General features: G+C 34.9%; 8 protein-coding genes and 1 pseudogene. 6 read left to right on the forward strand and 3 right to left on the reverse strand.

Features of this window, described 5'->3' with window-relative positions; translation table 11 throughout:
• Window positions 1-228 precede the first annotated feature (228 nt).
• From N9I19_RS23335 to N9I19_RS23345, 3 genes are all read left to right on the forward strand, one after another.
• A complete protein-coding gene (locus N9I19_RS23335) occupies window positions 229-438 on the forward strand; it encodes a hypothetical protein (RefSeq protein ID WP_317779134.1) in 210 nt (69 codons plus the stop codon).
• Between the two features lie 15 nt (window positions 439-453).
• Window positions 454-861, forward strand: coding sequence for a Type 1 glutamine amidotransferase-like domain-containing protein (locus N9I19_RS23340; protein ID WP_317779135.1), 408 nt, complete (start codon window positions 454-456; stop codon window positions 859-861).
• A 132-nt stretch (window positions 862-993) separates the two neighbouring features.
• Complete coding sequence (locus tag N9I19_RS23345) at window positions 994-1,359, forward strand: winged helix-turn-helix transcriptional regulator (protein WP_317779136.1); 366 nt, start codon at window positions 994-996, stop codon at window positions 1,357-1,359.
• 64 nt (window positions 1,360-1,423) lie between these two features.
• Here the strand turns inward: N9I19_RS23345 and N9I19_RS23350 are convergent, their stop codons facing one another.
• Window positions 1,424-1,954: an NAD(P)H-dependent oxidoreductase gene (locus N9I19_RS23350; RefSeq protein ID WP_317779137.1), complete on the reverse strand. Its 531-nt coding sequence runs from the start codon at window positions 1,952-1,954 to the stop codon at window positions 1,424-1,426.
• A gap of 432 nt (window positions 1,955-2,386) precedes the next feature.
• Here N9I19_RS23350 and N9I19_RS23355 point away from each other — a divergent pair, with 432 nt between their 5' ends.
• The gene (locus N9I19_RS23355) at window positions 2,387-2,998 is read left to right on the forward strand and encodes a PadR family transcriptional regulator (protein ID WP_317779138.1); all 612 of its coding nucleotides are present in this window, start codon (window positions 2,387-2,389) and stop codon (window positions 2,996-2,998) included.
• A gap of 3 nt (window positions 2,999-3,001) precedes the next feature.
• Window positions 3,002-4,279, forward strand: a complete 1,278-nt coding sequence (locus N9I19_RS23360) for an MFS transporter (protein ID WP_317779139.1) — start codon at window positions 3,002-3,004, stop codon at window positions 4,277-4,279.
• 315 nt (window positions 4,280-4,594) lie between these two features.
• Here N9I19_RS23360 and N9I19_RS23365 read toward each other — a convergent pair.
• Window positions 4,595-5,239 (reverse strand): annotated as a pseudogene (locus tag N9I19_RS23365) (glycosyltransferase).
• 618 nt (window positions 5,240-5,857) lie between these two features.
• On the opposite strand from N9I19_RS23365, the gene N9I19_RS23370 reads away from it, so the two are divergent.
• Window positions 5,858-7,042, forward strand: coding sequence for a D-alanyl-D-alanine carboxypeptidase family protein (locus tag N9I19_RS23370; RefSeq protein WP_317779140.1), 1,185 nt, complete (start codon window positions 5,858-5,860; stop codon window positions 7,040-7,042).
• Window positions 7,043-7,484: 442 nt separating this feature from the next.
• Here N9I19_RS23370 and N9I19_RS23375 read toward each other — a convergent pair whose 3' ends face one another.
• Window positions 7,485-7,664 carry a small acid-soluble spore protein H gene (locus N9I19_RS23375; protein ID WP_061461568.1) on the reverse strand — a complete coding sequence of 60 codons (180 nt, stop codon included), beginning with the start codon at window positions 7,662-7,664 and terminating at the stop codon, window positions 7,485-7,487.
• Between the last annotated feature and the right edge of the window lie 257 nt (window positions 7,665-7,921).

Here is a 7,921-nt window from a genome sequence, read left to right on the forward strand (position 1 = left end):
CATGGGTTAGTAAATCTATATGAACGATATACAAAACTACGTCAGACTTAAACTGAACCGCCGTATACCGAACGGTATGTACGGTGGTGTGAGAGGTCGGAGGCTAGGCGCCTCCTCCTACTCGATTGTTTGCAACGATCGAGGCAGCTTAGTTCATGAGAAACTAACTTTTTGAAGCTTTAGAAAATGGTATAATATGTGAAAAGTACATAACAAGGAGAAATACTAATGAGCCTTTGTTTTATTGGGGGAGGAAACCCTTTAGCTGGGGAACTTGATGATGTAATGAATTATTTATCAAATCACGTTGAAGCAGGTAATAAAACCTTAATAATTCCTTTCGCTACGGAGGATTCAAAAATTGATAGATGGTTTAATTCTGCAAAGAAATCATTTGGGGATATAGGAATAGAGCATATTAAACTACTAGACTATTGACTCACAAATCAAGAAATGCAAAATGAAATAAAAGACCATAATGTTCTTTATTTTACTGGCGGAAGACCAGAGAAGTTAATGGAAAGTTTGATTGCAAAAGAATTGATACAAGCTATTAAAGGTTTCTCGGGCTTAATGGTGGGTGTTAGTGCTGGGGCTTTAGTTTTTTGTAGAGATTGTATTATCACAAAAGATGAAGATTATCCCGAACAAGTAATAGAAGGTTTAGAGTTAGTAGATTTTAGTGTAGAAGTTCACTATGATGGAACCGTTGATGAAGAATTATTCCCTTTATCATACAATAGGGATATATACGCTATTCCAAATGGTAGTGCAATATATTGGGATAAACAAGTAATTACACCTATTCACAATGTGACGCTTTTTAGAAAAAGAAATAAACAAATTTTTGGTGAAGATTAGACTAACGGGTGCGTTAGTTGATTAAGAAACACAAAAATGATCACTTTTTATAAAAGAATAATCCATGAGATTTCATAATATTGAAAAGTATGCATTTTTATATCATATACTTACCAAAGGGGAGTGTAACTTGTGCGCGAAACCTGTGTTCCGACTGACGTGGAATTAAAAGACACTGGCTTTGGATATACGTTGTCCTTAATAGGCGGTAAATATAAAATGATCATTATGTATTGGCTTTCTGAAAATAAAGTTATGCGGCATAATGAGCTGAAGCGAAGTATCGGTACCATTTCCTTTAAAACGCTAAGCATCATGTTAAAGGAGCTGGAAGCAAATGACATTATCATTCGCAAGGAGTTTCCCCAAATACCCCCAAGAGTTGAATATTCATTATCTGAACGTGGTCTTTCTCTTATTCCATTGTTAAATATGATGTGTGATTGGGGAGAGAAAAACCGTTTACCAGCTCTGGAGGATGTACAGCGACAGATATAAATAAAAAAGAAGTATCTCCTGAACAAGGAAATACTTCTTTTTGTAGCTTTAAAAAAGCTACCTATTACAGGTTGTCAACAAAGGTCAAATAATCTTGTGCGCTTTTATCCACTTCGCTTATAGACGGCGCATTTTCTGTGCCATAAAACGCAAAGAACGAACGATAATCTGCATTGCAGTATAGGAAGGTAGTTTCAAAAGGAGATAATAAATGTTCAAGTGTATAGCGATATTTTGCCTCTTCACTATAATCTTCTTTTTTAATTCCGGCAGATACAGCTAAAGCAGCTTTCCGGTTCTTTAATTGATCGCCTCCATTTGAACCATAAGCCCAACCATAAGCAAAAACATCGTCAAGCCATTTTTTAAGGAGAGGCGGACAATTAAACCAATATATAGGGAACTGCAAAACAAGATTACCATGCGATTCAACCAATTTTTGTTCTTTTTCCACGTCTATGTTTCCATCGGGGTAAACCTTAGACAATTCTTGAATAGTATATTTTTCCGGATATTTTGCAAGCTCTTCTACCCATCTCTTATTAATGAGGGATGTTTCTATGCTTGGGTGTGTTACGATAACAAGCGTTTTCAAATATTTGTCCTCCTTTATTATTATTTATTTTGAGTATAAAGTTAACACTGCGATTATGTAAGTATGCACTTTTAGTACAGGTACTTTCATAAAGGTGAGTGTCACCCCAATCTTTTCGGGTTGCCACTGTAGTTTTAAAATAAAGTCGTACCGATTATAAAAAAGTTAAACCGTTTATAAAAAGATGAACCGAAATGATTTTGATTTCGGTTTTTCTTATTGAACTAAAGGGGAGTTTAAGAGTGCTGTTTAATCATTGATCAACAATTGGGTCAAAATTGTGAAACAACAACTTTTTAAAAATTGGATCACTGTGTAACAGGATAACTTTCTTGAAAGAAATATGTAAAAAAATTTATTATCTGGTTGATTTTACCTACAATTAAACATATCATGATGATATATCATTTTGATATGTGAGAGGGGTTATAAATGTTGGCTATTGAACATTCTATTCTTGCTATTTTGAGTTTTTATCCAAGTACCGGATACGATATTAAATCTGAGTTTGAGCATAAAGCAGCCGGCTTATATTGGGGGATGAGTTATGGAAGTATTTATCCTAAACTAAAAAAGTTTGAAGAAGAGGGATTTATTTATCCTATCGAACAAGATGAAGAGGGACGTAAAAAGAAACTTTATGAACTTACTCCAAAGGGTTGGGAAGAATTTGAAGATTGGCTTCGGCTTCCCCCGAGCTATCCAAATATTAGAGATGAATTATTAATGAAGATGTCCACATGGCATGAAGATATAGAAAGCTCAATATTAATCAGTCATCTTCTAAAAAGAAAAGAGATAACTGAAGATTTACTTAAATTTGTTAAAGATTGGCCCAAAAATGGTGTTTCTTACATCAGTAATTTTGGTATGCTAGCAATTCGCCATGCCGAAATACAATTAGAAGCTGAGTTGATGTGGATTGAAGAATCGATAAATGCCTTGGAAAAAAATCAACTCCCAAAAGGACAGGATCCAAATGGGAATACAGAAAAACTACAAGAAAGGCGAAGAAAAGCAATCCAAGAAGAAAAGGGGAAATAACAGATGAAAGCTGGCATATTTAAGCCTGTTAGATTCCGTGCATTTCGTTCACTATTTGGCGCACAGCTATTTTCAGACCTTGGTAATTGGCTTGATTTTATTGCTTTGCAGGTTATTGTTGCTTACAATTGGGGGCTGGATGAAACAGCCATTGCAGCAGTAATCATTGTATTAGGACTACCTTGGGTCATTATAGGTCCTTTTGCAAGTGTCTTTGTGGATCGACTTCCCAAAAAGAAAATAATGGTTATTTGTTTATTTTTAAGAATCTTGATTGTAGCAGGACTATTTTTTGCTCCTAATCTTTATACCCTTTTAATATTTGTGTTTTTGAAGGGAACAGTCGCAGCAATTTATGATTCAGCAAGACAAAGTATACTCAGGTACACGATACCTGATAACCACCTTCCTCAGGCAGTAACACTTAGCCAGCTTTCTACAAATACGATGAAAATTATTGGCCCTGCACTAGGTGGGGGCATCATAGCTTTTTTTGGTGCAAAAAGCCCTTTTTTATTTGAAGCTGTCTTTTTTTTCATTGCAATGGTATTTTTATTAACTCTTCCTAACATAGATGAAAAAGAAATGAATGCTGAGAATAAACCAAAAACTAAAAATAGTGATAGTGGTTATTATTGGGGAGAGCTTTCAGATGGTATCAAGCACATTTTATATACCCCTTTATTAAAAATTTCAGTGATTTTTTCCTCTGTAGCGTTTTTTATCATTTTCCTGTACGATGGACTATTGGTATTTATCGCTCAAAATCTAGGCTTTAATGAAGGCAATTTTGGACTACTGATAAGTGCGATAGGACTGGGAAGCGTAGTAGGTTCGCTTCTATTAGGGAATTGGATAAATTGGAAAAACAAACCGTTACATCTAATGTCATATGCATCAATTATTAGTGGTTCTTTAATAATTGTTATGGGGTTTGGTATTATGGGGATTGTAAATCTTCCTTATTGGGGTTGGATGATTGGCGCTTTTTTCCTTGGTTTTATTAGCTCTGGTGAGTCTGTCCCTTATAGTTTTATTTTACAGTCCGAGACACCTAAGCAAATTATGGGGAGAGTATCTGCTGTGGCCACATCTTTACAAACATTTTCTATGCTTATTGCACCGGCTGTGGGATCTCTCCTTGCCAAATGGCTTGGAGTTTCACTCGTCTTGATGGGAGCAGGAGGGGCAACCTGCTTATTGAGTGCACTTGTCCTCATCTTTATTGTGAGAAGAATTAACATTCAAAAAGATATTCATGAAAAACAATTCCAAGCTTAAAAAGTTACATGATGATACAATCTACTTTTGAAACATGAATATTTTTAGCAACTTTAATTTATTGGTCAAAAAACATAAAGCAAGTTGAAATATGTATGTTTGAACTCTAGATTTTATTCCACGATCGTGAGCGATTCAATAAGAATCGCTTTTCTTATAAAACTAACAGGTGCTTTACTTCATTTCAGGGGCTGATCAGCAGCTCCTTTTATTATGGAACTAACAGGGCAGCATTCCTATAATAACTGAAAATGAGGTTTGAACGAAATATTCTAAGTGAAATAAAAATGCACTATTAAGGTGAGATTGTTAAGATTATTTATTAAACTTCTCCGGAAACTGCTTCACAACTCCAGCAGAGATAGCATCTGCCATTAGAATTATATGTGTGACCCCATCATCAATCGCAACGATTCTTGCATCCCAATCCTTTGCCAAGCTTGCAGATAAGTCTTTTGTCACCAATTTTAGATGAATATAAAGCAATTTTTTTAGATCTTCATCTTTTAAATAAGGGTTGGCACCGCTAAGGAACGCCGCTATATCATCAGCATTTCTATACCATTCTTTGTTTAGCTGATTCACTAAGGCTTCTTTTCCGGTTTTAGCAGCATCTACGATCTTACCGGCAATAACAATATGTTCCTTAAGCAAATCCGTAAGTTAGTTCCCAGCCTCCTCACCGTATACACCCTTCACAGCATTACCAATATCCTCTTGATTTTTAAGAAGCCTGGACAACACTTGCTTTTGGTCTTCTGCTCCTGCTGTTGTTGCACTTGTAATATAATTACTTGTCCATAATACATGATCCATCCAAAGTCTCCTGAATTCATTTTGAAACTTTACTTCAGATTAGCTTATGCAATTTTCTTGTGTTTTAGTGACGGCACTAATTGATCCAGCCAGCATGTTTAGCGAAAATAACAAAATAAACCCCATAAATAATAATTTTTTCATGAAGTATATGGGATTTTTAACATTCATCAAATTGTTAAGATGGTTTCTTAGGAAGAGGATACTTATAATGAAAATTCATTTTGCAATATTAGGATGGGCTTCAATATCTTTTTAAAAATAAAAAATTACCGAAACATTAAAGTGCATTAATAAATTTTTGGTTTATGGTGAAAAATTCTTAAGATAACGAGGGGAGAACCCTTAGATGAAGGTCGCTAAACTTTTCAGGGGGGCTAGAACAAGCATAAGTGTTTATAAGGCCCTATTTAAGTTATTCCATTAAGGGAGCAATTGTGGTCAGAAAGAGTATAGCCACTCAAACCCCTTTAGAAATAACAACTTGGAAAAATGGGTTTTTTAGTTCAAGAATAAGTATCACAAGCTACATAAAAACATCGAATATTCTCTTTGCTTCTTAATAATTTTATAGGTACTAAAAGAATCAAAACCCTTATAAAGGTATTCCAGGAAAGTAAATGAAGAATATTATCCAAAATACTTCCATGATTATTAAAGGGTAATTACTGTTTCATTTCAATTTCAATAAAACATCTTTAAACATTCAGATTTATTATAGTATGACTATATAGGATTTAACTATCAATTAAGGAGAGGTATATGAAAAGGTTTTTCTTTATCTTCATTTTGGCTTTAATCCCCTTCACCTCTACGACTGTAAGTGCAGAATCCGACTTACCTCTTGTTAGTGAAGCTGGGATCATTATTGATGCGAAAAGTGGAAAAGTATTATACGAAAAAAATATAAATAAAAAAATGTATCCAGCAAGTCTAACGAAAGTTGCTACTGCTATATATGCTATAGAGCACGGGGATCAGAATGAATTAGTGACTGTTAGTAAAAAAGCAGCTGAGGCAGACGGCTCTTCGGTATTTATTGAACCTGGGGAGAAAATAAAGCTTTCCAAATTAATTGCAGGAATGTTAATCAACTCCGGAAATGATGCAGCTATCGCAATTGCCGAGCATATGTCTGGAAGTGAAAAATTATTCATGGAGGATTTGAATGAGTTTTTAAGAAAAGAAGTAAAAGTCACTGATACTCATTTTACGAACCCCCATGGCTTGTTTGACAAAAACCATGTAACTACAGCCAGTGACCTTGCTAAAATTACACAATATGCAATGAAAAATGAAATTTTTCGTGAAGATTTTGGGAAGAAGAAGTTACCATGGAAAGTGGAAACATGGGACACAACTCTAGTTACCCATCATAAAATTTTAAAAGGTGAACTCCCCTATAAGGGAATAACCGGTGGGAAAACCGGTTTCGTTAGTAAAGCGGGCTACACCCTTATTTCTACTGCTACTAGAGGAGAACAGGACTTGATTGCGGTCACTCTTAAAGCTCCTTCAAACAAGGATGCCTACTCCGATACTGAGCTTCTATTCAATTATGGTTTTGAAAATTTTAAATCAGCCAAAATTGATAAAAAAACCCTACTTTATTCAGCAGATCACTCTAAATCCTATAAGCTGAACAAAGACTTATACTATACTCATTTAATTAGTGATGAACCTAGTCTAAAAACGAGTAATGATGGAATTCTCTCAATCAGTAACCAAGAAGGGCGCGCCATAGGATCCTTTAACCTTAAAACGGTCGCTGATGTTAGGAACACAGCTGTGCCTGCCTCGTTTAAAAAAGAAGCAATCAGTGGGGACGCTAATAAATTTTCTGTTTCATCTCTAGGAGGGCTAGGCTGTGTCATTCTGATCATGCTGATAACGGTTTTCCTAAAGAAAAGCAGAAAGAAACGAAGCGATTATAGAAATCGTTACTGAAAAACCTCATCGATTGGCAATGAGGGGCGTTATTGCTTATACTTTTTCCCTAACAAGGGTGGCTTTAATTTAATAAAAAGAACAAAGGAGTACACATATTATACATGCCTAATTTGTGAACTCCTTTATTTAATAAGGCTTTTTATGATTTAGGTCTGGAAAACTCCAGGAAATGGATTTTCTTTTAGGGGTACCGCGAAAAAGGTCGGACAAACCTTTTACGGACTGCTTTTTCATTGCTAAGGAAAACGCCTCTAGTCGATGTAACCTATACGGCTATTCTTTTTTTTAAAAAAATAATCCAAATAAATATTAAAAGGTCATGTTTTGATTGGTTTTTCAAAACATGACCTTTTATTTATTCATTTATCTATTAATTGATTAAACTTTGTTTCAAAGCTACATCCGAAGGCAAAGGATTACCAAAGGGATATTTAACATATTACTGTTCATTTAAGCTGGTTATAGAAACACTTTGTTTTTTATTTGGTTCATCAAGGGAATGGATTGTAGCTATTCCATTTTGTTCATCCACGTGCTCAATGTAGATACTTTCCTCATTATAGGTCACATTTGCCATAATTGGCGAAGAAGCAATTTCTTCTGCTCGTTGTGCGTTCATTTTAGCCACCTCCTTTGAATTTGCAACAGTTATAATATTTGTTCCAAATTACTTAGATATACTTGTTGTAATTGAAATGCTTCAAAGAATCCTTTAGACTTTACTGAACTACCGGGTACGTGAGTTGAACAACTTTGTTTCAAAGCTACACGAATAAAAGAGGATATAAGATAAAAGAGACTGCACATAACCCTGTCAAGTAGACAATAAAAAAAGAGTATTTCAAGCTGCGGCCTTTTCTCGATATTCAATCGGGG

This window comes from Peribacillus sp. CSMR9 (assembly GCF_033141925.1).
Lineage (GTDB): Bacteria > Bacillota > Bacilli > Bacillales > DSM-1321 > Peribacillus > Peribacillus simplex_A.

Coding starts and splice junctions, on each gene's coding strand:
- N9I19_RS23370 (WP_317779140.1), top strand. CDS start 5,858: ATGAAAAGGTTTTTCTTTATCTTCATTTTGGCTTTAATCCCCTTCACC.
- N9I19_RS23360 (WP_317779139.1), top strand. CDS start 3,002: ATGAAAGCTGGCATATTTAAGCCTGTTAGATTCCGTGCATTTCGTTCA.
- N9I19_RS23340 (WP_317779135.1), top strand. CDS start 454: ATGCAAAATGAAATAAAAGACCATAATGTTCTTTATTTTACTGGCGGA.
- N9I19_RS23375 (WP_061461568.1), bottom strand. CDS start 7,664: ATGAACGCACAACGAGCAGAAGAAATTGCTTCTTCGCCAATTATGGCA.
- N9I19_RS23335 (WP_317779134.1), top strand. CDS start 229: ATGAGCCTTTGTTTTATTGGGGGAGGAAACCCTTTAGCTGGGGAACTT.
- N9I19_RS23355 (WP_317779138.1), top strand. CDS start 2,387: ATGTTGGCTATTGAACATTCTATTCTTGCTATTTTGAGTTTTTATCCA.